The 24,247-nt window shown below is 42.8% G+C and carries 20 protein-coding genes; 16 read left to right on the top strand and 4 right to left on the bottom strand.

Features of this window, described 5'->3' with window-relative positions; translation table 11 throughout:
• Positions 1–150: 150 nt before the first annotated feature.
• The 6 genes from DWZ47_RS22110 to leuB all read left to right on the top strand — a co-directional run bounded on the left by DWZ47_RS22110 (position 151) and on the right by leuB (position 7,048).
• Entirely contained in the window at positions 151–384 is a 234-nt protein-coding gene (locus DWZ47_RS22110; RefSeq protein ID WP_004307193.1) for a hypothetical protein, read from the top strand.
• A gap of 402 nt (positions 385–786) precedes the next feature.
• The gene (locus tag DWZ47_RS22105; protein WP_004301125.1) at positions 787–2,283 is read left to right on the top strand and encodes a 2-isopropylmalate synthase; all 1,497 of its coding nucleotides are present in this window, start codon (positions 787–789) and stop codon (positions 2,281–2,283) included.
• An 81-nt stretch (positions 2,284–2,364) separates the two neighbouring features.
• The gene (gene leuC / locus DWZ47_RS22100; protein ID WP_004301124.1) at positions 2,365–3,759 is read left to right on the top strand and encodes a 3-isopropylmalate dehydratase large subunit; all 1,395 of its coding nucleotides are present in this window, start codon (positions 2,365–2,367) and stop codon (positions 3,757–3,759) included.
• Positions 3,760–3,800: 41 nt separating this feature from the next.
• Positions 3,801–4,397, top strand: coding sequence for a 3-isopropylmalate dehydratase small subunit (gene leuD, locus DWZ47_RS22095; protein ID WP_004307192.1), 597 nt, complete (start codon positions 3,801–3,803; stop codon positions 4,395–4,397).
• Positions 4,379–5,926, top strand: coding sequence for an alpha-isopropylmalate synthase regulatory domain-containing protein (locus DWZ47_RS22090; protein ID WP_004301119.1), 1,548 nt, complete (start codon positions 4,379–4,381; stop codon positions 5,924–5,926). The genes leuD and DWZ47_RS22090 overlap by 19 nt, the downstream gene beginning before the upstream one ends.
• A 60-nt stretch (positions 5,927–5,986) precedes the next feature.
• On the top strand, positions 5,987–7,048 hold the full coding sequence (gene leuB, locus DWZ47_RS22085) for a 3-isopropylmalate dehydrogenase (RefSeq protein ID WP_008651986.1): 1,062 nt from the start codon (positions 5,987–5,989) through the stop codon (positions 7,046–7,048).
• Positions 7,049–7,133: 85 nt separating this feature from the next.
• Here leuB and DWZ47_RS22080 read toward each other — a convergent pair whose 3' ends face one another.
• Together DWZ47_RS22080 and DWZ47_RS22075 are read right to left on the bottom strand one after the other, a co-directional pair.
• On the bottom strand, positions 7,134–7,823 hold the full coding sequence (locus tag DWZ47_RS22080) for a phosphatase PAP2 family protein (RefSeq protein WP_117514706.1): 690 nt from the start codon (positions 7,821–7,823) through the stop codon (positions 7,134–7,136).
• A gap of 96 nt (positions 7,824–7,919) precedes the next feature.
• On the bottom strand, positions 7,920–9,755 hold the full coding sequence (locus DWZ47_RS22075; RefSeq protein WP_182281649.1) for an LTA synthase family protein: 1,836 nt from the start codon (positions 9,753–9,755) through the stop codon (positions 7,920–7,922).
• Between the two features lie 131 nt (positions 9,756–9,886).
• Between DWZ47_RS22075 and cysK the strand changes: the two genes are divergently transcribed.
• Both cysK and DWZ47_RS22065 read left to right on the top strand, forming a co-directional pair.
• Positions 9,887–10,837 carry a cysteine synthase A gene (gene cysK, locus DWZ47_RS22070; protein ID WP_117514705.1) on the top strand — a complete coding sequence of 317 codons (951 nt, stop codon included), beginning with the start codon at positions 9,887–9,889 and terminating at the stop codon, positions 10,835–10,837.
• Positions 10,838–10,864: 27 nt separating this feature from the next.
• Entirely contained in the window at positions 10,865–11,683 is an 819-nt protein-coding gene (locus tag DWZ47_RS22065; protein ID WP_004307188.1) for a tetratricopeptide repeat protein, read from the top strand.
• A 206-nt stretch (positions 11,684–11,889) separates the two neighbouring features.
• Here the strand turns inward: DWZ47_RS22065 and recQ are convergent, their stop codons facing one another.
• Entirely contained in the window at positions 11,890–13,698 is a 1,809-nt protein-coding gene (recQ, locus tag DWZ47_RS22060; protein WP_032849097.1) for a DNA helicase RecQ, read from the bottom strand.
• Positions 13,699–13,967: 269 nt separating this feature from the next.
• On the opposite strand from recQ, the gene DWZ47_RS22055 reads away from it, so the two are divergent.
• The 8 genes from DWZ47_RS22055 to hisS all read left to right on the top strand — a co-directional run bounded on the left by DWZ47_RS22055 (position 13,968) and on the right by hisS (position 22,898).
• On the top strand, positions 13,968–14,432 hold the full coding sequence (locus tag DWZ47_RS22055; RefSeq protein WP_004301101.1) for a helix-turn-helix domain-containing protein: 465 nt from the start codon (positions 13,968–13,970) through the stop codon (positions 14,430–14,432).
• 95 nt (positions 14,433–14,527) lie between these two features.
• Positions 14,528–16,576, top strand: coding sequence for a dipeptidyl-peptidase 3 family protein (locus tag DWZ47_RS22050; RefSeq protein ID WP_004307186.1), 2,049 nt, complete (start codon positions 14,528–14,530; stop codon positions 16,574–16,576).
• Between the two features lie 6 nt (positions 16,577–16,582).
• Positions 16,583–17,245 (top strand): DNA alkylation repair protein, encoded by a 663-nt coding sequence (locus DWZ47_RS22045; RefSeq protein WP_117514703.1) that lies wholly within the window; start codon positions 16,583–16,585, stop codon positions 17,243–17,245.
• A gap of 82 nt (positions 17,246–17,327) precedes the next feature.
• Complete coding sequence (locus DWZ47_RS22040) at positions 17,328–17,816, top strand: Fur family transcriptional regulator (RefSeq protein ID WP_004327109.1); 489 nt, start codon at positions 17,328–17,330, stop codon at positions 17,814–17,816.
• Positions 17,813–19,084, top strand: a complete 1,272-nt coding sequence (locus tag DWZ47_RS22035; RefSeq protein WP_117514701.1) for an adenylosuccinate synthase — start codon at positions 17,813–17,815, stop codon at positions 19,082–19,084. Before DWZ47_RS22040 ends, DWZ47_RS22035 begins: the two co-directional genes overlap by 4 nt.
• Positions 19,085–19,193: 109 nt before the next feature.
• On the top strand, positions 19,194–20,492 hold the full coding sequence (locus DWZ47_RS22030; RefSeq protein WP_004301091.1) for an alpha-L-fucosidase: 1,299 nt from the start codon (positions 19,194–19,196) through the stop codon (positions 20,490–20,492).
• A gap of 120 nt (positions 20,493–20,612) precedes the next feature.
• Positions 20,613–21,293, top strand: coding sequence for a zinc metallopeptidase (locus tag DWZ47_RS22025; protein ID WP_004301089.1), 681 nt, complete (start codon positions 20,613–20,615; stop codon positions 21,291–21,293).
• A gap of 240 nt (positions 21,294–21,533) precedes the next feature.
• Positions 21,534–22,898: a histidine--tRNA ligase gene (hisS, locus tag DWZ47_RS22020; RefSeq protein ID WP_117514699.1), complete on the top strand. Its 1,365-nt coding sequence runs from the start codon at positions 21,534–21,536 to the stop codon at positions 22,896–22,898.
• Positions 22,899–23,021: 123 nt separating this feature from the next.
• Here hisS and hydF read toward each other — a convergent pair whose 3' ends face one another.
• A complete protein-coding gene (gene hydF, locus DWZ47_RS22015) occupies positions 23,022–24,212 on the bottom strand; it encodes a [FeFe] hydrogenase H-cluster maturation GTPase HydF (RefSeq protein ID WP_117514697.1) in 1,191 nt (396 codons plus the stop codon).
• Between the last annotated feature and the right edge of the window lie 35 nt (positions 24,213–24,247).

Genomic DNA, 24,247 nt, shown 5'->3' with positions numbered 1-24,247 from the left:
CAGTGGGAGAGTAGGTAGCCGCCGTTTTTAAGAAGCCCCTTGATTCATTTTGAGTCAAGGGGCTTTCTGTTATTTGGTACTTTGCGAAAAAAGTGCTATATTTGCGACCGACAATTATTTTATTAAACGTTTAAAGCAAATTTAAAAGGTATGAAAACTAAATTATTTTTGGCTGCTGTAGCAGTAACATTTTCTTTTGCAATGATGTCTTGTACTGGTAACAAAACTACTAACGCTGCTTCTGAAGGTGAAGAGACAACTGTAGAAACAGTGGAAGCTGTTGTTGAAACTGATTCTTGCTGCCAGGCTAAGGACTCTTGTGCTACTGCTTGCGACAAAAAAGCTGATTGCGCAGAAAAGAAAGAATGTTGCGATAAGAAGTAATCTATTGATTTAGAACAATAAAGAAGGAGAGGGAGAGAATGGTTCAACATTCTACTCCCTCTTTCTGTTTTAATAAACATATCGCTTTATTCGTGATATATTTTTGCTAATAATCGGCTTTAACTTATGAAATGATATTTTTTTCGATAAAAAAGTAACGTATTATTTGGTGGTAAAGAAATAATCCATACCTTTGCACCGTCAAACTAATAAAAGAGACAAGAAATGAATCAGATGTTTATACATATTCTACTATGCGGTATTATTATTCTACTATCAAAGGTTAGTGGAAGTGAGTGCTGCGCGTAAATGTGTATAAATGAAAATATACGAAAGCCTTTCTCACTTCCAAGTGTGAAAGGCTTTTTTTAATGCTAATAATTATATAATATACATAAGAATATGGACAATAGGTTATTTATTTTTGATACCACTCTTAGAGATGGTGAACAGGTTCCGGGATGCCAGTTGAATACAGTAGAAAAGATTCAGGTAGCAAAGGCATTGGAAGCGTTGGGAGTAGACGTGATTGAAGCCGGATTCCCCATTTCGAGCCCGGGGGATTTTAATTCAGTAATTGAGATTTCAAAAGCGGTGACTTGGCCTACTATCTGTGCTTTGACCCGCGCAGTTCAAAAAGATATTGATGTAGCCGTAGATGCACTGAAATTTGCTAAACATAAACGTATTCACACCGGTATCGGTACTTCTGATTCGCACATTAAATATAAATTCAATTCGAATCGTGAAGAGATTATCGAACGTGCAGTAGCTGCTGTGAAATATGCCCGCCGTTTTGTAGACGATGTGGAATTTTATGCAGAAGACGCAGGCCGTACGGATAACGAATATCTGGCACGTGTGGTAGAAGCTGTCATCAAAGCGGGAGCTACCGTAGTGAATATCCCTGATACAACAGGTTACTGCTTGCCTTCAGAATATGGCGCCAAGATAAAATACTTGGTTGACCATGTAGACGGCATTGATAATGCCATACTTTCTACTCACTGTCATAATGACTTGGGTATGGCTACTGCCAATACGATAGCCGGTGTTTTGAACGGTGCGCGTCAGGTGGAAGTTACCATCAACGGTATTGGCGAACGTGCAGGAAATACTGCTCTCGAAGAAATCGCCATGATTATTAAGAGCCATCACGAAATAGATATTCAAACCAATATCAATACGCAGAAGATTTATCCGACCAGCCGTATGGTATCCAGCCTGATGAATATGCCGGTACAACCCAATAAAGCAATCGTTGGACGTAACGCTTTCGCACACTCTTCAGGTATCCATCAGGATGGCGTATTGAAAAATGTACAGACGTATGAGATTATCGATCCGCATGATGTGGGTATTGATGATAACTCTATCGTATTGACTGCCCGCAGCGGACGTGCTGCATTGAAAAATCGTCTTTCTATATTGGGAGTGAATCTGGATCAGGAAAAACTGGATAAGGTATATGATGAGTTCCTGAAGTTGGCTGATAAGAAGAAAGATATTAATGATGATGATATTTTAGTATTGGCAGGTGCAGACCGTAGCCAGAACCATCGTATCAAACTGGATTACTTGCAGGTGACGAGTGGTGTCGGTGTTCGTTCGGTAGCTAGTTTGGGATTGAATATTGCCGGTGAGAAGTTTGAAGCTTGTGCCAGTGGTAATGGTCCGGTAGATGCTGCTATCAAAGCATTGAAAAAGATTGTAGAACGCCACATGACTCTGAAAGAGTTTACTATTCAGGCTATCAGTAAGGGAAGTGATGATGTAGGTAAAGTGCACATGCAGGTAGAATACGATAACCAGATTTATTATGGTTTTGGTGCCAATACAGATATTATTGCTGCTTCGGTAGAAGCCTACATCGACTGTATTAACAAATTCAAATCGTAAAAAAGAGGTTGACAGTCGGTTTGGTATTACAGAGATTGATTGAAAGAGTAAATAGTAATTAGTAAAATAGTAAATAAACAGATGAATACATTATTTGATAAGATATGGGATGCCCACGTGGTGACTACTGTGGAAGATGGCCCTACACAGCTTTATATTGATCGGTTATATTGTCACGAAGTGACTAGTCCGCAGGCTTTTGCGGGATTGCGTGAACGTGGAATCGGAGTATTGCGTCCCGAAAAGGTATTTTGTATGCCCGACCATAATACACCGACACACGATCAGGATAAGGAGATTGAAGATCCGATTTCTAAAACGCAGGTGGACACGCTGACGCAGAATGCGAAGGATTTTGGTCTGACACACTACGGCATGATGCATCCGAAGAATGGTATTATTCATGTGGTAGGTCCCGAACGTGGTTTGACCTTGCCGGGAATGACGATTGTTTGCGGTGACTCTCACACTTCTACTCACGGTGCAATGGGAGCGATTGCTTTCGGTATCGGAACGAGCGAGGTGGAAATGGTGCTGGCTTCACAATGTATTCTCCAGTCGAGACCGAAAACAATGCGTATCACTGTAGACGGTGAACTGGGTAAAGGGGTGACTGCAAAGGATGTGGCCCTGTATATGATGTCTAAGATGACTACCAGTGGTGCTACGGGTTACTTCGTGGAATATGCAGGTTCGGCTATCCGCAATCTGACAATGGAGGGACGTCTTACCCTTTGCAACCTTTCTATTGAAATGGGTGCGCGTGGTGGTATGGTTGCTCCGGATGAAGTGACTTTTGAATATATCAAAGGACGTGAAAGTGCTCCGCAAGGCGAAGCATGGGACAAGGCTTTGGCTTATTGGAAGACATTGAAGAGTGATGATGATGCCGTGTTTGATAAAGAAGTCCGTTTCGAAGCGGCTGATATTGAACCGATGATTACCTACGGAACGAATCCGGGTATGGGTATGGGAATCACACAGCATATTCCTACTATGGAAGGAATGAGTGAAGCTGCACAGGTTTCGTTCAAGAAATCAATGGAGTATATGGGATTCCAACCGGGTGAATCTTTGTTGGGTAAGAAGATTGATTATGTATTCCTTGGTGCTTGTACAAACGGTCGTATTGAAGATTTCCGTGCATTTGCTTCCATCGTGAAAGGTCGTAAGAAAGCGGAGAATGTAATTGCATGGCTGGTTCCGGGTTCATGGATGGTAGACGCACAGATCCGTAAGGAAGGAATCGACAAGATATTGACGGAAGCCGGATTTGCTATCCGTCAGCCGGGATGTTCTGCTTGTTTGGCAATGAACGATGATAAGATTCCTGCCGGAAAGTATTCGGTATCTACCAGCAACCGTAATTTCGAAGGACGTCAGGGCCCCGGTGCACGCACTTTGCTGGCTAGTCCGCTGGTAGCTGCCGCTGCTGCGGTGACAGGTGTGATTACCGATCCGAGAGAGCTGATGTAATTTAACCGTAATTCGTAAATCATTAAATTGTAAATAAGACGATGGCTAAGACAAAATTTAATATAATAACAAGTACTTGTGTACCTCTTCCTTTAGAAAACGTAGATACTGACCAGATCATTCCGGCACGTTTCCTGAAAGCAACCACTCGTGAAGAAAAATTCTTTGGTGATAATCTTTTTCGTGACTGGCGTTATAATGCTGACGGTTCCCTGAACAAGGATTTTGTGTTGAACAATCCTACTTATAGCGGACAGATATTGGTGGCAGGAAAAAACTTCGGTTCGGGTTCCAGCCGTGAACACGCTGCCTGGGCTATTGCAGGATATGGTTTCCGCGTGGTGGTATCCAGTTTCTTTGCCGATATTCATAAGAATAATGAGTTGAACAACTTTGTGCTGCCGGTGGTTGTTACCGAGGAGTTTCTGCAGGAGTTGTTTGATTCGATAGAAGCGGACCCGAAGATGGAAGTGGAAGTGAACCTTCCCGAACAGACCATCACCAACAAGGCGACAGGTAAAAGTGAACATTTCGAAATCAATGCTTACAAGAAACTTTGTTTGATGAACGGATTGGACGATATCGATTTCTTGTTGAGCAATAAAGATAAAATAGAAGAATGGGAAAAGAAGGCGTGAAAATAGAAATCATGGACACAACGCTCCGTGATGGTGAACAAACCAGCGGAGTATCTTTCGTGCCTCATGAGAAACTAATGATCGCCCGTTTACTGTTAGAAGATTTAAAGGTAGACCGGGTGGAGGTTGCTTCGGCGCGTGTGTCGGACGGTGAGTTTGAAGCCGTGAAGATGATTTGCGACTGGGCGGCCCGTCGTAGTCTGCTCCATAAAGTGGAAGTGCTCGGCTTTGTCGACGGGCATACTTCTGTCGATTGGATTCAGCGTACCGGCTGCCGTGTGATAAATCTTCTTTGTAAAGGTTCACTGAAGCATTGTACGCAACAACTGAAAAAGACACCGGAAGAACATCTGGCGGATATCATAAGTGTGGTGCATTATGCCGACGAACAGGATATAACCGTCAATGTTTATCTGGAAGATTGGAGCAACGGTATCAAAGATTCTCCCGAATATGTATTTCAGTTGATGGATGGATTGAAAGAGACGAGTGTCAAGCGTTTTATGTTGCCTGATACGTTGGGTATCTTGAATCCTTTGCAAGTGATAGAGTATATGCGGAAGATGAAGAAACGTTATCCGAATACTCATCTCGATTTCCATGCGCACAATGATTATGATTTGGCTGTGAGTAATGTCCTTGCCGCGGTATTAAGCGGTGTCAAAGGATTGCATACAACCATCAACGGATTGGGTGAACGGGCAGGAAATGCTCCTCTCGCAAGTGTGCAGGCTATCCTGAAAGACCATTTCAATGCGGTGACAAATATCGACGAAAGCCGTTTGAATGATGTCAGCCGGGTAGTGGAGTCTTATTCGGGAATTGTGATACCTGCCAATAAACCGATTGTAGGTGAGAATGTCTTTACGCAAGTGGCCGGAGTGCATGCCGACGGGGATAATAAGAATAATCTCTACTGCAATGATTTGCTTCCCGAACGTTTTGGCCGCAAGCGCGAATATGCATTGGGTAAGACAAGCGGTAAAGCAAATATCCGTAAGAACCTCGAAGATCTCGGATTGGAGCTGGACGAAGATGCTATGCGCAAGGTAACGGAACGCATCATCGAGTTGGGCGACAAGAAAGAACTGGTTACACAGGAAGATTTGCCGTACATTGTTTCGGATGTGTTGAAACATGGAGCAGTGGGTGAGAAGGTTAAACTGAAGAGCTATTTTGTGAATCTGGCTCATGGGTTGAAACCGATGGCAACGTTGAAGATAGAAATCAACGGAAAAGAGTACGAAGAGAGTTCAGGCGGCGATGGTCAGTATGATGCTTTTGTTCGTGCGCTGCGTAAAATATATAAGGTGACATTAGGACGTAAATTCCCGATGTTGACCAATTATGCGGTAACCATCCCTCCCGGTGGACGTACAGATGCATTTGTGCAGACAGTTATCACGTGGAGTTATGATGAGCAGGTGTTCCGTACCCGCGGACTCGATGCCGACCAGACAGAGGCTGCCATCAAGGCTACTATGAAGATGTTGAACCTCATCGAAGATGAATACGAGAAGAGCAAGTGAGAAACAACTTGCCCGAAGAATGTTTTTTATAAGAATATATAAATAGAAGAATAAACGATTATGGATTTTAAAATTGCTGTATTAGCAGGCGACGGCATCGGACCGGAGATCTCTGTGCAAGGTGTAGATGTGATGAGTGCCGTTTGCGAGAAGTTTGGTCACAAAGTAAGTTACGAATATGCAATCTGTGGAGCTGATGCGATTGATAAAGTAGGCGATCCGTTTCCGGAAGCAACTTATCAGGTTTGTAAAGAGGCGGATGCTGTTTTGTTCTCTGCCGTAGGTGATCCGAAATTTGACAATGATCCTACTGCCAAGGTACGTCCGGAGCAAGGTTTGCTGGCTATGCGTAAGAAACTGGGTCTTTTCGCTAATATCCGTCCGGTACAGACATTCAAATGCCTGATCCACAAATCTCCGTTGCGTGCGGAGTTGGTAGAGAATGCCGATTTTATCTGTATCCGTGAGCTGACCGGAGGTATGTATTTCGGTGAAAAGTACCAGGATAATGATAAGGCGTATGATACAAACTATTATACTCGTCCGGAAATCGAACGTATTTTGAAGGTGGCTTTCGAATATGCGATGAAGCGCAGAAAACATCTGACTGTGGTAGATAAGGCAAATGTGTTGGCTTCTTCCCGTCTGTGGCGTCAGATTGCACAGGAAATGGCTCCGAACTATCCGGAAGTGACAACTGATTATATGTTTGTGGATAATGCTGCAATGAAGATGATTCAGGAACCTGCTTTCTTCGATGTGATGGTAACGGAAAATACATTCGGTGACATCCTGACTGACGAAGGTTCTGTAATCAGTGGTTCTATGGGCTTGCTTCCTTCTGCTTCTACAGGTGAAAGTACTCCGGTATTTGAACCTATTCACGGTTCATGGCCGCAGGCTAAGGGATTGAACATTGCTAATCCGTTGGCACAGATTCTTTCTGTAGCTATGTTGTTCGAGTATTTCGATCTTAAAGAAGAGGGTGCATTGATTCGTAAAGCCGTAGATGCTTCTTTGGATGAGAATGTACGTACGCCGGAAATCCAGGTGGCTGACGGTGCTAAGTACGGAACAAAAGAAGTAGGACAGTGGATTGTTGATTATATCAAGAAAGCTTGATAAACCCGGATAAAAAAGTAAAAGCCTGGCATCGGATAACGGTGTCGGGCTTTTACTTTTTAGTTCGAAATAGTGTTGTTGTGTTCTACCAACTTTTAATAGTGGAGTATAGAACGATACCGAGTATGGTCAGTAATCCTACATAAATAGTGACTGACCATTGTTTTATTTCTTTTCTCTTCGTGCGGGTGGAAGGTTCCAGATAGATGGCTGCTTTGTGGGCGATAGTGCAGAACAACCAACCGCCGAATCCTCCGATAATACCTCCTACGAGTAAATCACCGGGATAATGTACACCCAGATATATACGTGTGTAGCAGTTGAGTATTGCCCAGGTCAGGATGAAAATGCTTAGCCAACGTTTACGGAACAGGAATATGACAAACATGGCAAAACCTAATGAATTGGCGGCATGGCACGATGGGAAACCGTAGCTTCCTCCGCGGTAACCATTTACGATATATACTAGATCTACAATCGGGTTCTCCGGATTGGCGGGACGCAGACGTGCTACTACCGGACGAATGATGCTGCTGCACATTTGGTCGGCAAAGGTGATAGTCAGTGCAATGGCAGCCACGTAACACAGTACTACTTTCCAGTGGAAGTTTTTTAATAAAATATACAATATAGTGGCATACATGGGAATCCAGATGAATTTACCCGTGAAAGAACTCATGAAATAATCCCAGAAAGGGGAATGTATACCATTGAAGGACAAGAAGATATTTGTATCTATCTCCGAAAGATATTGGACAATTCCGGTGTGTATCATCAGGCTTTATTGATCTATTTTTAATGTCGCAAATATACAATAAAGAATAGAAAATTGTCCTATATTACTTTATAAATATTCAATATAACTCATTTCCTAGCGTTTCGCCAGGTCGTCGTAGAGCTTCTGCAGGAACGCTTTTCCTTTTTCCAGGTTGGCTCCTTTGGCAGTACCTTCGTCCAGTTGCACAGTATTGGCATCGAGGTTATATACCAATTGATTATCGGCGGTAATCATTCCGAAATAATTCGGCCGGGTAAAGTATGCGAAATGAGGTGACGCCGGATTCATGATATTTTTGCTGAAAGTAAATTCATCATGCGGCAATCCTAGTTGAGCGAGCAGGGTAGCGGCGATGTCTATTTGTGAAGCATAAGTATCTACAACCAAGGGTTGTTTTATTGCACCTCCAATTAAAATCAGTGGAATGGTTTGGCCGTCCAGCGGATTTTCTATTGGATACGGATATGCACCCTGATGATCGGGAACGAGTACAAACAGTGTATTTTTCCATAGCGGTGTCTCTTGATACTGTTTCACGAAATCTCCCACGCAACTATCGGCATAGGCAAAAGAATTGAGGATTTTGTCATCCAGTCTGTGGAACGGGACTTCGAATGGTTCGTGGCTGCTTGATGTCTGTACAAGTTTCAGAAACGGTTTTTTTTGTTTTTCTTCTTTCAGGTCTTTCATCAGGCGTTGGAATAAGACGTGATCCTGTGCTCCCCATTTTCCTGTACGTTCGGACAGAGGAAAATCTTTATCGGAAATAATCTTCTCGATGCCGGAAGATACCAGGTAAGAGCGCATATTGGTAAAATCGGCATCTCCACCATAGTAATATTCCAGATTATATCCTGCGTTTTTCAAGCTGCGGGGGATAGAAGGAAGTTTGTCCGTCTTTTCGGGATATTTCATGATGCTGGTGCTTGGCTGTCCGGGATATCCGCTGATAATGGATGCCAGTCCGCGGTCTGTACGGAAACTGCTACCGTAGAAGTTGCTGAATAGTATGCCTTCCTTTGCGAATTTATCCATGTTGACAGCCACATTGGGTTGTCCTCCGAAAGTTTCCATCAAGTGTGTGGAGAAACTCTCAAGGATAATAAAAATAATGTTCGGACGTTGTGTATTCAATAATTGGGGGATGCTGTCTGTTGCTGCGACAGGTTTGTCTACCATCTCTGCAAATAATTCGTCGGCTATTTTCGGGTCCATGAAGCGATATTGCTTATCGAAATTATTCTGGTGGGTGGCGGAATACATGAAGCTGAATGCCGGATTGATGGCTGCATGATTCATGCGTTGGTCCTGACTGAAATACACCTTGCTCAAATTCATGGTGGATACGCTGAATCCGCCCCGGATAGGGATGAAGAGTGCCGCTGTCAGCAAAAGGAGCGCAAGCGAGACATTCTGACGTCGATAAGGTATTTTCAGGGCCTTTTTCTCCCGGATAAGGACGTAATAGAAAATGAAGTATAAAATTGCTGCATAGATCAGCATTGATAAGATTCCCAATAGTACAAACCAAAAGCTGACGCTTGCCATAGCATCTTTGGGGGAAGAGAAGAAATAGAAAACGGGGGTGGCATCCAGACGGAATCCCCAAAAGCCGTATAATCCCAGGTCGATGATAAAAATGCAGGCCATGATAAAGGCGATTACCCCGAAGTATCCTTGCCGGATGCGGCGGAGTATGGATGAATTGGTCCAGGCGGAGGCGATGAGCAGTAAGCCGGGGATAGCGGTCAGGTAACCTGCAAGAGATAAATCCAGAGGCAATCCGTGCCACATGACGCGGAAGTAGTCACCTAAAGATACATTGGTATATAAGTCATGGTAGTAAACCATGAAGATTGGTTTCTGAAGAACGAATAAAAGAACAAATAAAAAATAGGTCGTGAGAAATTGTATGATTCTCTTTTTCATATCTGTAAACTTAAAAAGATTGAACGGATACAAAGTTACTATACTTTTCCTTATCTTTCTCATGAAGTGATATAAAACATACCTTTTTTTCCATATCTTTGTCGTGTCTGTGACAAAAATAAAGTAATAAGATGGCAAAGATTGCAAGGAAACTAACAGATTTAGTGGGGAATACCCCTTTGATGGAACTTTCCGGTTATAGCGGAAAGTACGGTCTGGAACAAAATATTATTGCCAAACTGGAGGCTTTTAATCCAGCGGGAAGTATAAAAGACAGGGTGGCTCTTTCGATGATTGAAGATGCCGAAGCTCGGGGAGCATTGAAACCCGGTGCAACGATTATTGAGCCGACAAGTGGAAATACAGGTGTCGGGTTGGCAATGGTAGCCACTATTAAAGGGTATCACTTGATATTGACCATGCCCGAAACAATGAGCCTGGAACGGCGGAATCTGTTGAAAGCGCTGGGTGCGCAGATTGTATTGACAGACGGGTTAGGAGGGATGACAGCTTCTATTGCCAAGGCGCAGGAGTTGCGTGATAGTATTCCCGGTTCGGTGATCTTACAACAATTTGAGAATCCGGCTAATGCGGCTGTTCATGAGCGGACGACAGGTGAAGAGATCTGGCGGGATACAGACGGTGAAGTGGCTGTTTTTGTGGCCGGAGTGGGCACCGGAGGAACGGTCTGCGGTGTAGCCCGTGCTTTGAAGAAACATAATCCGGATATTTATATTGTCGCTGTGGAACCGGCATCGTCTCCTGTATTGGCAGGAGGAGAGGCGGCTCCGCATCGTATTCAGGGTATCGGAGCGAATTTTATTCCCAAACTTTATGATGTTTCTGTGGTAGATGAAGTGATGGGGGTGCCCGATGATGAAGCGATTCGTGCGGGACGTGAGTTAGCGGCGACGGAAGGTCTGTTGGCGGGAATTTCTTCGGGAGCAGCCGTGTATGCTGCCCGTCAGCTGTCATTGCGTCCGGAATTTAAGAACAAAAAAATAGTAGCGTTGTTACCTGATACGGGAGAGCGTTATTTGTCGACCGAACTGTTTGCTTTTGACGCATATCCATTGGATTAATTCATTCATTATAAAAAGACCTGAACCATGGTAAGAATAATTATAGCTTTACTTTTTTGTTTTCCGGCTGTTGCCTTTGCACAAACTTATCAGCAATTGTCCGAGAGAGCCATTGAATGTATTGAGAAAGACAGTCTTCCCAAAGCAGAGGAACTTTTGCTTCAGGCTTTGAAGTTAGAACCGAAGAACGCTAAGAATGCATTACTCTTTTCTAACTTAGGTTTAGTCCAGCGCCGTTTGGGTGAGTTTGATAAAGCGTTGGAGTCTTATTCTTTTGCACTGAATTTTGCTCCTTTGGCAGTTCCTATTTTACTCGACCGTGCCGCCATTTATATGGAAATGGGAAAAACAGACCGTGCTTATACCGATTATTGCCAGGTGCTTGATGAGGATAAGCAGAACAAGGAAGCTTTGTTGATGCGTGCTTATATTTATGTGCTCCGCCGCGATTATCCGGCTGCGAGAATGGATTATAATCGTTTATTGGAACTTGATCCGCAGAGCTATAGCGGACGGCTGGGATTAGCTACTTTGGAGCAGAAAGAAGGAAAATTCCGGGAAGCTCTTGAAATTTTGAATAAGATGATTACGGCTACTCCTGACGATGCGACTCTTTATATTGCCCGTGCCGACGTGGAACGTGAGATGAAACACGAAGATTTGGCGTTGGTTGATTTGGAGGAAGCGATCCGGTTGGATGCTGCTTCGGCTGATGCTTATCTGCTGCGTGGGAATATCTACCTGACACAGAAGAAAAAAGGATTGGCAAAAGCCGACTTTGAAAAAGCCATTTCATTGGGAGTGCCTCCGGCTGATTTGCACGAACAGCTTAAGCAATGTAAGTGAAGTTATAAATAAAGTAACTTTATCTTTCCGGTTTACATAAGTTAGGGTCTTTTATTACAGGCATTAGTTCGTTCCACCTATGTTTCCCTTTCGTTCTACCTTTGTGGAACGAAAGGGAAACATAGGTGGAACGAAAAGATAACCCGGGTGGAACGAATAATCATTAGTCAGGTGACTCGTTAATACATACTATTAAAGAATTTCTTTTATTCTACGAACTGTCTAATCAGATTTACGAAATCCTTTCCATATTTCTTTTTCTTGTGCTCTCCGATACCGCTAATTTCTCCAAACTCTTCGATAGTGGTGGGACGTGAGATGCAAAGCAGATGCAAAACTTTATCTGACAAGACGATATAGGCAGGCAAAGCTTCCTGATCGGCAAGCTGTTTTCTTAATCCTCGCAATGCTTCGAACAAATCTTGGCTTTCGCCGCCTGCTGCACCGAAGGGGAGTTCTTTGGCGATAACCACTTTTTTCTTTTTTCCTTTTCGGGTAACTGCTTCCTCATGTTGGATAACTACCAATGCCGCTTGTGTCCTTCCGAAGAGAACATTGCTTCCGCTTGACGTTATCTTAAGATGATTGTTCTCATTATAAGCTATTTCAAAGTAGCCGAGTTGCAACATCTGAAGCAGATAGTCTTGCCAGTCACGAGGAGGAATATCGCGTCCGGCACCGAACGTTTTAAGTTCCTGATAACCTTTTCCGGTAACTTCAGCAGAATAGTTTCCACGGAGAATATCAATCAACAGTCCTATGCTGATTTGCTGTTCCGTACGTGCGATGGCACTTAATGCTTTTTGCACGATGACCGTACCGTCAAATCGTTGAGGTGGATTTTTACAAACATCGCAGTTGCCACAATCCTCTGTTGTTGTCTCTCCGAAGTAGCTTAATAAGATTCTACGCCGGCAAATGTCAGCCTCTGCATATTGCTGCATACGTTGAAGCTTTTCCAGATTGATGTTTTGCTGATTACTTTCCGAAGCGAATTTGGTTAGTAATATTAAATCTCCTAATGAATAAAACAGGACAGTGTCGCTAGGAAGACCGTCGCGTCCGGCACGTCCTATTTCCTGATAAAAACTTTCTATACTTTTAGGCAGGTTATAATGTATGACCCAGCGGACATTTGATTTATCAATCCCCATTCCAAAAGCAATGGTGGCACATACTACCTGTATGCGGTCGTTAATAAAATCATTCTGTGTTTCGTCCCGGTGTTGGGTGGATAATCCGGCATGATAGACACCGCAGCGAATACCCTGCTTTTGCAACATCTGTGCGACGGTTTCTGTCTTATTTCGGCTCATACAATAAATAATCCCGCTTTCTCCCCCGTGGCGGTGAATAAATTCTAAGATAGCCTTGTTCTTCTCTTTCGCTTGAAAACCACGTTTCACAGTCAGGCTAATGTTGGGGCGGTCGAAAGATGAGATAAAGATACGGGGATGGTTGAGATGTAATTGCCGTACAATGTCTTCGCGCGTGATTTTATCCGCAGTAGCAGTTAGTGCGACAATCGGTATTTGCGGAAATTGTTGGTGAAGCACTCCCATTTGTGTGTATTCCGGACGGAAGTCATGTCCCCATTGTGAAATACAATGCGCTTCATCAATAGCAAACAGAGAGATGTTCATATCCCGCAACAAATAATCCTTTTCTGCTAAAAGTTTTTCCGGTGAAATGTAAAGCAGCTTCAGGCGTCCTTCAACACATGCGCGACGCAGTTGGACGTTTTCCGTTTCGTCATTACTGCTGTTCAGTGCTCCGGCAGCGATGCCATTTGCCAGCAATGCTTCTACCTGATCTTTCATCAATGAGATAAGTGGGGAAACGACAACGGCAGTACCTTCGCAAAGCAATGCAGGGAGTTGGTAGCAGATTGATTTTCCCCCACCAGTAGGCATTAATACCAATGCATCCTGTTTGTTCAGGATGTGGCGGATGATTTCTTCTTGCAGAGGACGGAAACTATCGTATCCGAAATATGTCTTTAGAGTTTCTCTCATTGATGCTGATTTATCCATGCTGCAAAGGTACATTTTTCTTTGGCAATTTTCATTATGTGTAGATTTCAGTTTCTGATATGAATTATAAATAAGTTAAAGTTTCTTATTATTCAACCCTATTCCCTCTTTTTCAAGGTTTTTGATTGTTTATTTAGAAAAAAAATGCACAAAATAATTGTGTGTTTAAAAAAAAAGTAAGACATTTGTAACATGTTATGTTGCAAATGAGCAATAATTAACAAATGAACAAACCCTAACCAGTTAATTCAATGAGTGATTTAGAGAACAAAAAAACGGAAGAAACTCCGAAAAAACGTCCCTACAATTTGAGGGAAAAGAAAGAAAAAAAGGCTGCATACAGGTCTTTGATTAGACCGGAATTGGCAGACGAGTTGTATGACAAGATCCTGAATATCATCGTTGTACAGAAGAAGTATAAGGATCCTGATTATTCAGCTAAGGACTTGGCGAAAGAATTGAAAACGAATACTCGTTACCTTTCTGCAGTAGTAAACTCACGCTTTGGCATGAACTATTCTTGCCTGTTGAATGAATACAGAGTAAAAGATGCTTTGCATTTATTGACTGACAAACGTTATGCCGACAAAAATGTGGAAGAAATTAGTGCCATGGTTGGCTTTGCAAATCGTCAATCTTTTTACGCTGCATTTTACAAAAACGTAGGTGAGACTCCTAATGGATATCGCAAAAAACATCTCGAAAATAAGAAATAATTGCGCGTTCCGAAACTAGTCAAAAGGAATTACCTCTAAATGAAAGATTTTGGAGATAATTCCTTTTCTCATTTTAATTAATCAATACTAACATTATGAGAAAACATCTGATTTTAATGACAGTGGCCGCCACGCTCTTAACATCGTGCGGAGGAAGTAAAACAACAACTGCTGAAGCAGAAAAATTTGATTATACAGTGGAACAATTTGCTGATTTACAAATATTGCGTTATAAGGTTCCCGGATTTGAGGAACTGACGCTGAAACAGAAGGAACTGATTTATTACCTGACAGAGGCTGCTCTGGAAGGAAGGGATATTCTGTTTGACCAGAATGGAAAATATAATTTGAGAATCCGTAGGATGCTCGAAGCAGTATATACAAACTATCAGGGGGATAAAACGACGCCTGATTTTAAAAACATGGAGGTGTACTTGAAAAGGGTATGGTTCTCCAATGGTATTCATCATCACTATGGTACGGAGAAATTTGTGCCGAACTTCTCACAGGAATTCTTGAAACAGGCCGTGCTCGGTCTGGATGCCAAGTTGCTTCCGCTGGAGAAAGGGCAGACTGCCGATCAACTCTGTGCCGAGCTGTTCCCGGTGATTTTCGATCCGGCAGTTATGCCGAAGCGGGTAAACCAGGCGGATGGCGAAGATCTTGTATTGACCTCTGCTTGTAACTATTACGATGGAGTGACGCAGAAAGAGGCAGAACGTTTTTATAGTGATATGAAAGACCCGAAAGACGAAACACCGGTTTCTTACGGACTGAACAGTCGCTTGGTAAAAGAAAATGGAAAGTTGACAGAGAAGGTTTGGAAAGTAGGCGGACTCTATACACAGGCTATTGAGAAGATTGTTTATTGGCTGAAGAAAGCGGAAGGTGTGGCAGAAAATGAGGCGCAAAAGGCCGTTATCACCAAGCTGATTCAATTCTATGAAACAGGCAATCTGAAAGATTTCGATGAATATGCTATTCTTTGGGTGAAAGACTTGGATTCACGAATAGATTTTGTGAATGGATTTACTGAAAGTTACGGCGACCCGCTGGGGATGAAAGCGAGTTGGGAATCTTTGGTGAACTTCAAAGATCTGGAATCGACACATCGTACGGAGATTATCAGCAGTAACGCGCAATGGTTTGAAGATCATTCTCCGGTTGATAAATCTTTCAAGAAAGAAAAGGTGAAAGGGGTATCGGCTAAAGTGATTACTGCTGCTATCCTTGCAGGTGATCTTTATCCGGCAACAGCTATCGGTATCAATCTGCCGAATGCTAACTGGATTCGTGCTCATCACGGCTCTAAGTCAGTAACAATCGGAAATATAACAGACGCTTATAATAAAGCCGCTCACGGAAACGGATTCAACGAAGAATTTGTTTATAGCGATGCTGAAATACAACTGATTGATGCCTATTCTGACTTAACGGACGAGCTGCATACGGACTTGCACGAATGTTTGGGACACGGTTCCGGTAAGTTGCTTCCGGGCGTAGATCCGGATGCATTGAAGGCTTATGGCTCTACCATCGAAGAGGCACGTGCTGATTTATTCGGATTGTATTATGTAGCCGATCCGAAGCTGGTGGAACTGGGATTGCTCTCTTCTCCCGATGCTTATAAGGCTCAATACTATACTTATCTGATGAACGGGTTGATGACACAACTGGTACGTATCGAACCGGGAAATAGTGTTGAAGAAGCTCACATGCGCAATCGCCAGCTGATAGCCCGTTGGGTATTTGAAAAAGGAGCTGCCGATAAAGCGGTGGAACTGGTGAAGAAAGACGGAAAGACTTATGTGGTTATCAATGACTATCAGAAGGTACGTCAGCTTTTCGGCGAATTATTAGCTGAAATTCAGCGCATCAAGTCGACTGGCGATTTTGAAGGTGCTCGTACATTAGTAGAAAACTATGCGGTAAAAGTGGATCCGGCTCTGCATGCAGAAGTTCTGGAACGCTATAAGAAGCTGAATCTAGCTCCTTACAAAGGCTTTGTGAATCCGAAATACGAACTGGTGACAGATGAAAACGGAACTGTTACAGATGTCACAGTTTCCTATGATGAAGGTTATGTAGAACAAATGCTGCGTTACAGCACTGATTATTCTCCGCTGCCTTCAATAAACAACTGATTTGAAATGGATATAAAAGAACAATTAAAAGATATCAAGACACAGCTCCGTCTCTCTATGAACGGGGCTGTGTCCCAAAGTATGCGTGAGAAAGGGCTGGTTTATAAACTCAATTTCGGAGTGGAACTGCCTCGTATCAAGATGATTGCCGAAAATTATGAGAAGAATCATGACCTGGCACAGGCTCTGTGGAAAGAGGACATTCGCGAATGTAAAATTCTGGCGGGGATGCTTCAGCCGATTGAAACGTTTTATCCTGAGATAGCCGACATTTGGGTAGAAAATATCCGGAATATCGAAATAGCCGAGCTGACTTGCATGAATCTCTTCCAGCATTTGCCGTATGCTCCGGCCAAATCTTTTCACTGGATTGCAGATGAGCAAGAGTATATACAGGCTTGCGGTTTTCTGACTGCTGCCCGTCTTCTGATGAAGAAAGGGGATATGACCGAACGCGCCTCCGGCGAATTACTCGATCAGGCAATCTGTGCTGTACATTCCAACAGTTATCATGTTCGTAACGCTGCTTTATTGGTTATCCGCAAATATATGCAGCATAGTGAAGAACATGCCTTTCAAGTATGCCGTCTGGTGGAGGGAATGGCTGATTCTACCTTGGAAGGGGAGCAGATGCTCTACAACATGGTGAAAGAAGAGACTGAAGAATAATTAACCCATTACTTATTTCTAGGAATTTCTTTTGCTTTCCGCAAAAAAGGCTTAACTTTGTTCGCGCTAATTTTGGCTGATGATGGAAACTCAAAACGTGAAAGATACAGTAAGGCAGATATTCACGGAATATCTCACGGCGAACGGGCATCGTAAGACTCCTGAACGCTACGCCATACTCGATACTATTTATTCTATCGACGGTCATTTCGATATTGACATGCTTTATTCACGGATGATGGACCAGGAGAATTTCCGGGTGAGCCGTGCAACTCTCTACAACACCATTATCCTCCTTATCAATGCACGACTGGTCATTAAGCATCAGTTTGGCACTTCTTCCCAATACGAAAAATCATATAATCGCGAGACACATCATCATCAGATATGTACTCAATGTGGTAGAGTGACCGAGTTTCAGAACGAGGAATTACAGCATGCCATTGAAAATACGAAATTGAGCCGCTTCCAGCTTTCGCATTACTCCTTATATATATATGGAGTATGTAGTAAGTGCGACAGAGCTAACAAACGGAAAAAAGTAAATAACAACAATAAAAAAGAAAAATGAAAGTAGATGTTCTATTAGGATTACAATGGGGCGACGAAGGTAAAGGAAAAGTAGTCGACGTTTTAACACCTAAGTATGATGTGGTTGCTCGTTTTCAGGGCGGCCCGAATGCCGGTCACACGCTTGAGTTCGAAGGACAGAAATATGTGCTCCGCTCTATTCCTTCCGGTATTTTTCAAGGAAACAAGGTAAACATCATCGGTAACGGTGTGGTACTTGATCCGGCATTGTTTAAGGCAGAGGCAGAAGCGCTTGAAGCATCAGGTCATCCGCTGAAAGAACGTTTGCACATTTCAAAGAAAGCTCATCTGATTCTTCCGACACACCGCATTCTGGATGCTGCCTATGAAGTAGCCAAAGGAGACGCCAAAGTAGGAACTACCGGCAAGGGTATCGGCCCTACTTATACGGATAAAGTGAGCCGTAACGGTGTTCGTGTAGGTGATATTCTTCATAATTTCGACCAGAAGTATGCTGCCGCAAAAGCTCGTCACGAACAAATTCTGAAGAGCCTGAATTATGAATACGATCTTACTGAACTGGAAAAAGCATGGTTGGAAGGTATCGAATACCTGAAACAATTCCATTTTGTAGATAGCGAACATGAAGTGAATAATCTGTTGAAAGATGGTAAGAGCGTTCTTTGTGAAGGAGCGCAGGGTACTATGCTTGATATTGATTTCGGTTCATATCCGTTCGTGACTTCTTCCAATACCGTATGTGCGGGAGCCTGCACCGGACTGGGAGTGGCGCCTAACCGTATCGGTGAAGTATATGGTATCTTCAAAGCATACTGTACTCGTGTAGGAGCAGGCCCGTTCCCATCAGAACTGTTTGATGAAACAGGTGACAAGATGTGTACTTTGGGACATGAATTCGGTTCTGTTACCGGACGTAAACGTCGTTGTGGATGGATCGACCTGGTAGCGCTGAAGTATTCCGTTATGATAAACGGGGTTACCAAATTGATTATGATGAAGAGCGATGTACTCGATACTTTCGAAACAATCAAAGCTTGTGTTGCCTACAAAGTGAATGGTGAAGAAATCGATTATTTCCCGTATGACATCACAGAAGGGGTAGAACCTGTTTATGCAGAGCTTCCGGGCTGGCAGACAGATATGACCAAGATGCAGAGCGAAGATGAATTCCCGGAAGAGTTCAACGCTTATCTGACTTTCCTGGAAGAACAACTTGGCGTAGAAATCAAGATTGTTTCTGTAGGACCGGACAGAGCACAGACGATCGAACGTTATACAGAAGAATAACCATTGATTTATTATATGGAGGAAAGGCGGAGATTGAAGAAAAACTCCGCCTTTTTTATTCAAGCCTTTGTAGTCTATTCTAAACACACAGAAAAATAATGTACGCCTTATGAAAACACGTTTTATTACTTTCCTTTTGTTGTTCGTCATGAACTTGGGAGCATTTGCACAGTCTCCTTATCAGCCTGCCGAAGAGAATCTGAAAGCACGACAGGAATTTCAGGACAATAAGTTTGGTATTTTTCTTCATTGGGGGCTATATGCCATGCTCGCTACCGGTGAGTGGACTATGACAAACAATAATCTGAATTATAAAGAGTATGCCAAACTGGCAGGTGGATTTTATCCTTCCAAGTTTAATGCCGATAAATGGGTGGAGGCTATTAAAGCTTCGGGAGCCAAATATATCTGTTTTACTAGCCGTCATCACGAAGGTTTTTCTATGTTCGATACTAAGTATTCGGATTATAACGTAGTCAAAGCCACCCCTTTTAAAAGAGATATTGTGAAAGAACTGGCAGCTGCCTGTGCCAAGCAGGGAATCAAGCTTCATTTTTATTATTCTCATCTTGACTGGGCGCGTGAGGACTATCCCTGGGGACGTACAGGACAGGGGACGGGACGTTCGAACTCGAAAGGGGATTGGAAAAGCTATTATCAATTCATGAATAACCAGTTGACGGAGTTACTGACGAATTATGGTCCGATAGGTGCCATCTGGTTTGACGGATGGTGGGATCAACCTAAATCTTTTAACTGGGAATTACCAGAGCAGTATGCTTTGATTCATAAACTCCAACCGGGCTGCCTGGTGGGTAACAATCATCATCAGACGCCTTTTGATGGAGAAGATATTCAGATTTTCGAACGCGATCTGCCGGGTGAGAATGCTTCGGGACTTTCTGGACAGGAGGTGAGTCGCCTGCCGTTGGAAACTTGCGAAACAATGAATGGTATGTGGGGATATAAGATTACCGACCAGAATTATAAATCTACAAAGACATTGATTCACTATCTGGTGAAGGCAGCCGGTAAGAATGCCAATCTTTTGATGAATATCGGTCCTCAACCTGATGGGGAACTTCCTGCGGTAGCTGTGCAACGCTTGGCAGAGATGGGAGAGTGGATGAAACAATATGGCGAAACGATCTATGGAACACGAAGCGGCATAGTTGCTCCGCATGATTGGGGAGTGACCACACAAAAAGGAAATAAACTCTATGTACATATCCTCGACCTGAAAGATGCAGCTTTGTTCCTGCCATTGACAGGAAAGAAGGTCAAGAAAGCAGTCTTGTTTAAAGATCAGTCTCCGGTCCGTTTCACAAAGACGAAAGCTGGTGTTTTGCTCGAATTCGCCGAGGTTCCGAAAGATATTGACTATGTAGTAGAACTGACAATTGACTAATTTTTAGCTAATTCTTCATAAAAGCAAGGGGAAACTATTCTGACATTGAACGTTTCCCCTTATTTTTGGCAAACAATTTGTTTATAGATATATAGAGTAATAATTAAAATTGAAAAGTATATGATGTCTTATTGGGTATTATTTATAGGAATCGCTGTTGTCAGTTGGTTGGTACAGATGAATTTGCAAAACAAATTCAAGAAGTACTCTAAGATTCCTACAGGAAACGGAATGACAGGACGCGATGTTGCTTTGAAGATGTTGCATGACAATGGAATTTATGATGTGCAGGTTACACATACGCCGGGACGGTTGACCGACCACTACAATCCTACTAACAAAACAGTGAATTTGAGTGAAGGGGTGTATGAAAGTAACAGCATTATGGCGGCTGCCGTAGCGGCCCATGAATGTGGACACGCTGTGCAGCATGCACGTATGTACGCTCCGTTGAAGATGCGTAGTGCGCTGGTTCCGGTTGTGAACTTTGCTTCTTCCATTATGACGTGGGTATTGTTGGGTGGTATCTTGCTGATAAACTCTTTTCCGCAGTTATTGCTGGCAGGTATTATCTTGTTCGCTATGACTACATTGTTCAGCTTTATCACGCTGCCGGTGGAAATCAATGCAAGTAAACGTGCATTGGTATGGTTGAGTTCATCCGGCATTACTAATTCGTACAATCATGCACAGGCAGAAGACGCTCTTCGTTCAGCTGCTTATACGTATGTAGTTGCTGCATTAGGTTCATTAGCAACATTGGTTTACTACATCATGATCTTCATGGGTAGAAGAGACTAAGAAATGAAAAAGGGAAAAGGCAGTTTTGCCAGCTTCCTTCTATAGAATAAAAAGGGATCCTCCGCAGTCTTTCCAAAGACTATGGAGGATTTTTTATATAGTTTGGAGGACTTGTTTGAGTGTTTCTTTACGATATTAATAGGGGATGGACACAATACGGGTGATTTTTTCAAATATATGTAAGCATTGCTCGGAAATTTGCAGTAAATTTGCGCCATTAAAATTATAAACAGTAATATTATGGCAGCAAAACCAAGTATTCCTAAAGGAACTCGTGACTTTTCGCCGGTAGAAATGGCGAAGCGTAATTATATATTCAATACGATTCGTGACGTATATCATTTGTATGGATTCCAGCAGATAGAGACTCCGTCTATGGAGATGCTTTCTACACTGATGGGAAAGTACGGCGATGAAGGGGATAAACTACTCTTTAAGATTCAAAATTCAGGAGATTACTTTTCCGGGATTACTGACGAAGAATTGTTAAGCCGTAATGCTGTCAAACTGGCAAGCAAATTTTGTGAGAAAGGTTTGCGTTATGACTTGACAGTACCTTTTGCTCGCTACGTCGTGATGCATCGTGATGAGATCACTTTCCCGTTCAAGCGCTATCAGATTCAACCGGTATGGCGTGCTGACCGTCCGCAAAAAGGACGTTATCGCGAATTTTATCAATGTGATGCTGACGTTGTAGGAAGCGATTCATTACTGAACGAAGTGGAATTGATGCAGATTGTCGATACTGTTTTCAGTCGTTTTAATATTCGTGTATGTATTAAGATAAACAACCGTAAGATTCTTTCCGGTATCGCTGAAATTATAGGTGAATCGGATAAAATCGTCGATATTACTGTAGCGATTGATAAACTGGATAAAATGGGTTTGGATAATGTAAATGCCGAACTGAAAGAGAAGGGAATCAGTGATGAGGCTATTGCCAAGTTGCAGCCGATTATTCTCCTTAGCGGTACGAATGCGGAAAAGTTGGCAACATTGAAAAATGTATTATCGGCCAGTGAAGTAGGATTGAAAGGAGTGGAAGAAAGCGAATTTATCCTGAATACATTGGAAACAATGGGCTTGAAGAATGAAATCGAGCTTGACCTGACATTGGCTCGCGGACTGAATTACTATACAGGTGCTATCTTTGAAGTGAAAGCGTTGGATGTGCAGATTGGTAGTATCACAGGTGGTGGTCGCTATGATAATCTGACCGGAGTATTTGGTATGGCAGGAGTGTCGGGAGTGGGTATCTCTTTTGGTGCAGACCGTATCTTCGATGTATTGAACCAACTTGAACTTTATCCGAAAGAAGCTGTGAATGGAACAGAACTTCTATTCATCAACTTCGGTGAAAAGGAAGCTGCATTCTCTATGGGAATTCTGTCGAAAGTGCGTGCTGCCGGTATCCGTGCCGAGATTTTCCCGGATGCAGCCAAGATGAAGAAACAGATGAGTTATGCCAATACAAAGAATATTCCGTTTGTAGCTATTGTCGGTGAGAATGAAATGAACGAAGGCAAAGCCATGTTGAAGAATATGGAGACAGGGGAACAAAATCTTGTTTCGGCAGAAGAACTGATTGCTGTAGTGAAGAAATAAGCAGAGATATTAGAACTCTCTATATAAAGAGGCCGCTTTAACATAAAAATGAAGTGAACCCTCAAAGTCAGATAAAAGACTTTGGGGGTTCACTTTAAAATTAAAAGAGAGTCGACTTCTTTTTTAATATTTTATTTGATCTAGTATTCCATTGAGGAAAGCAATCGCTACTCCATAATTCGTCATGGGAATGTGTTGCTCCCGAGCACGTTCGATGCGGCTAAGTACGTATTTACGATTGAACATACATGCTCCGCAATGGATTACCAAAGAGTAAGGAGTCAGATCCTGTGGAAAGTCAGTTCCGGCTACCATATCAATTTGCAGATTCTCTCCAATTCGTTTCCGTAACAAACGGGGGAGTTTCACTCTTCCTATATCTTCGGAAAGGGGAGCGTGCGTACAAGCCTCCGCTATCAGTACACGCGACGATTCCGTCAGTCTTTCAATGGTAGCAGCACTTTCTACATAATAATGAATATCACCCTTGTATCCTGCGAAAAGCACAGAGAAAGAGGTTAGTTCACTTTCCTTTGGCTTCTGTTCATAAATCGTTTTGAAGACCTGCGAATCGGTGATAATTAATTTCGGAGGGCGGGCAAGAGCTTGCAAGGTTGCCGGAAACTTGTCAGTGGTGCAAGTCACTACGAGACATTTTTTGTCCAACAATTCACGGATAGTCTGCACTTGTGGTAAAATCAGTCTGCCTTTTGGAGCTTGAATATCCTGCGGCATAACCAGAAGTACAAGGTCGTTTTCTGTCACAAGTTCCCCGGTGATACTCTGTTGACCGAAGTCCGAAGGCAGCTTTTCGAGAATGGCTTGCCGGATCTGTTCAATTCCTGTCTTTTCTTTGGCGCTGATAAGTAATGGGCGTATTTTACATTCTTTCTCAATGTATGTGGCTAAGCTATCACTGTTCTCTCGTATATCTATTTTATTCAATACCGGAATGACAGGGATATTCTTCTCTTTCAATAGTGTCAGCATCTCTTTTTCATGAGAAAAGGTAGTATCTCCACATAGCAGCAATGCAATATCTGTTTTCTCAATAGCCTTTAAAGTCCGGCTGATACGCAGCTCTCCAAGTTCTCCCTCATCATCGAACCCCGGAGTATCTATAAACAAACACGGACCAATACCTTGAATTTCCATAGCTTTGGATACAAGGTCGGTAGTCGTTCCCGGAGTATCTGAAACGAGGGCGGTATCCTGTCCTGTCAATGCATTGATAAGAGAAGATTTACCACTGTTCCGTCTACCGAAAAGGGCTATATGAAGTCTGCTTGCATTTGGAGTATCTGTTAAGCTCATAATTACTAATTTATCAATCTGTTAATTCATGTACA

The organism is Bacteroides sp. AF32-8BH, from assembly GCF_003435205.1.
Lineage (GTDB): Bacteria > Bacteroidota > Bacteroidia > Bacteroidales > Bacteroidaceae > Bacteroides > Bacteroides ovatus.
The sequence above is the reverse complement of the archived record's forward strand: the minus strand, read 5'-3'. Positions and strand labels throughout refer to the sequence as shown.

Coding starts and splice junctions, on each gene's coding strand:
- DWZ47_RS22110 (WP_004307193.1), top strand. CDS start 151: ATGAAAACTAAATTATTTTTGGCTGCTGTAGCAGTAACATTTTCTTTT.
- DWZ47_RS22105 (WP_004301125.1), top strand. CDS start 787: ATGGACAATAGGTTATTTATTTTTGATACCACTCTTAGAGATGGTGAA.
- leuC (WP_004301124.1), top strand. CDS start 2,365: ATGAATACATTATTTGATAAGATATGGGATGCCCACGTGGTGACTACT.
- leuD (WP_004307192.1), top strand. CDS start 3,801: ATGGCTAAGACAAAATTTAATATAATAACAAGTACTTGTGTACCTCTT.
- DWZ47_RS22090 (WP_004301119.1), top strand. CDS start 4,379: ATGGGAAAAGAAGGCGTGAAAATAGAAATCATGGACACAACGCTCCGT.
- leuB (WP_008651986.1), top strand. CDS start 5,987: ATGGATTTTAAAATTGCTGTATTAGCAGGCGACGGCATCGGACCGGAG.
- DWZ47_RS22080 (WP_117514706.1), bottom strand. CDS start 7,823: ATGATACACACCGGAATTGTCCAATATCTTTCGGAGATAGATACAAAT.
- DWZ47_RS22075 (WP_182281649.1), bottom strand. CDS start 9,755: ATGAAAAAGAGAATCATACAATTTCTCACGACCTATTTTTTATTTGTT.
- cysK (WP_117514705.1), top strand. CDS start 9,887: ATGGCAAAGATTGCAAGGAAACTAACAGATTTAGTGGGGAATACCCCT.
- DWZ47_RS22065 (WP_004307188.1), top strand. CDS start 10,865: ATGGTAAGAATAATTATAGCTTTACTTTTTTGTTTTCCGGCTGTTGCC.
- recQ (WP_032849097.1), bottom strand. CDS start 13,698: ATGAGAGAAACTCTAAAGACATATTTCGGATACGATAGTTTCCGTCCT.
- DWZ47_RS22055 (WP_004301101.1), top strand. CDS start 13,968: ATGAGTGATTTAGAGAACAAAAAAACGGAAGAAACTCCGAAAAAACGT.
- DWZ47_RS22050 (WP_004307186.1), top strand. CDS start 14,528: ATGAGAAAACATCTGATTTTAATGACAGTGGCCGCCACGCTCTTAACA.
- DWZ47_RS22045 (WP_117514703.1), top strand. CDS start 16,583: ATGGATATAAAAGAACAATTAAAAGATATCAAGACACAGCTCCGTCTC.
- DWZ47_RS22040 (WP_004327109.1), top strand. CDS start 17,328: ATGGAAACTCAAAACGTGAAAGATACAGTAAGGCAGATATTCACGGAA.
- DWZ47_RS22035 (WP_117514701.1), top strand. CDS start 17,813: ATGAAAGTAGATGTTCTATTAGGATTACAATGGGGCGACGAAGGTAAA.
- DWZ47_RS22030 (WP_004301091.1), top strand. CDS start 19,194: ATGAAAACACGTTTTATTACTTTCCTTTTGTTGTTCGTCATGAACTTG.
- DWZ47_RS22025 (WP_004301089.1), top strand. CDS start 20,613: ATGATGTCTTATTGGGTATTATTTATAGGAATCGCTGTTGTCAGTTGG.
- hisS (WP_117514699.1), top strand. CDS start 21,534: ATGGCAGCAAAACCAAGTATTCCTAAAGGAACTCGTGACTTTTCGCCG.
- hydF (WP_117514697.1), bottom strand. CDS start 24,212: ATGAGCTTAACAGATACTCCAAATGCAAGCAGACTTCATATAGCCCTT.